Annotated in this window: 2 protein-coding genes; one reads left to right on the forward strand and one right to left on the reverse strand. The window is 29.0% G+C overall.

Annotated features, from left to right (window positions below; genetic code table 11):
- The coding region (locus QI30_RS20590) for a hypothetical protein (RefSeq protein ID WP_158621077.1) at nt 1-308 on the forward strand (308 nt) is incomplete at its 5' end.
- Nucleotides 309-789: 481 nt separating this feature from the next.
- Here the strand turns inward: QI30_RS20590 and QI30_RS18810 are convergent.
- Nucleotides 790-1,224 carry a hypothetical protein gene (locus tag QI30_RS18810; RefSeq protein WP_126992077.1) on the reverse strand — a complete coding sequence of 145 codons (435 nt, stop codon included), beginning with the start codon at nt 1,222-1,224 and terminating at the stop codon, nt 790-792.
- Nucleotides 1,225-1,470 lie beyond the last annotated feature (246 nt).

Below are 1,470 nucleotides of genomic sequence, written 5' to 3' on the forward strand. Positions count from 1 at the left end.
CTTTATTAAGTGGTATTTTGGCTACTGTGTCTGTGGGGATTGCAGCTTTAGCATTTGTTTTTATTGATAGTTGGAGAGGTAAAACTTTGTGTTTTGCTGGTACATTCCTTTTAATTTCTTGTTCTTTAACATCTGCTTTTTTAAGTGCTAGTGATGGTCTGTTAAATTTAAAATCAATCCAACTTAAATTGGACTTTTTTATTCCAGCAATATTCGTAGCAAGTATGGTGGGCTATATGTATTCAATGGTTGAGTTTGAATTTAAAAAAGATAAGGAAAAATATAAAGTTTTAGAGGACAAAGAATAGTATTTCTGCCAGAATAAAATCAATATTTTGTTATTTTTATGATTAATAAGTATTTTCTTTTGAAAGTTAGGTTTACCTTTTGGCTTTTCAATCCCTATACATAATGTAAGCATAAAATAATTGGGGATATTGAATGTGGGGGCTATTAACAGATAATAAGGGATTTCATATGTAGATTGGATCTGGAGTAGCTGCATCTACACGAAATAGGTTGTATTTCTCCGATACGATAAGAATTATATTTTTGAGTTGTATTATATGACGAATTGAGTTGTTACAGTTAAATTTGTAAATAATGTAGTAATGATTGTAAGATCAGCATTTAATTATGTTAATTTTAAAGAATTTAGAAGCTTCCGATGAGGAGGCTTTTTATTTTTTTGAATAAGAACAAACGTTCTTTTAAAAGGTGTGCATAGACGCGTAATTCTTTATTATCAGAGTTTGCAAAAAGAATATAAAAAAAGCCCTATTTTGGGCTCTAAATGCGATCTAATTGTTCATACAACTTTTCAGTTTCTTCGTCTAGCCAAGTATAAAGATATTTTAAATTTTGGCGTGCTTCTTTATATAAGCCTTCTCTTGCTAAATCTTCAAAAGAGGTCGGTGTAGCTTCGGTTTTTTCTAAATCAGTAATCTGATCGGTTTTATGAACCTGTTGTGTTTTGATATCCCAATAATAAAGAATATCCTTTTTAATCGCTAGTATTGGACCATTGAAAAGTTGGATATCACTATCAGGTAATGGGAATGGTAATTTCTTTTTACTGTAGAACTCTATAATAACTTCAGATTCATACAGAAGTATTTCAAAGTCTTTTGCTCGATTTTTAATCTTTTCTTCAATTTGCTTCAAGGCTTCTTGATAGCGATCATATTGAGTTGCAACTGGTTGTAAATGTAGGTTGGTATGCACGCATATTCACCCTTTCTATAAAATATGTATAAGTATATTTTTGCATAATAAGTTAAATAAATACATAAAAATATTCAGGAGTTTTGGGTGAAAAAAAGAGCGGTTCTTTTATGTAATTACCTTGTTATTATTTACCTTACATAAAAGAACCATAGTAATTAAAATTTGAATAATTTATTAATTTAACAAAGGAGTGAAGTAAATAATTATGAATTCACAATCAGAAGAAATTTATGAAAATATACC

This window comes from Candidatus Kurthia intestinigallinarum (assembly GCF_003991225.1).
GTDB lineage: Bacteria > Bacillota > Bacilli > Bacillales_A > Planococcaceae > Kurthia > Kurthia populi.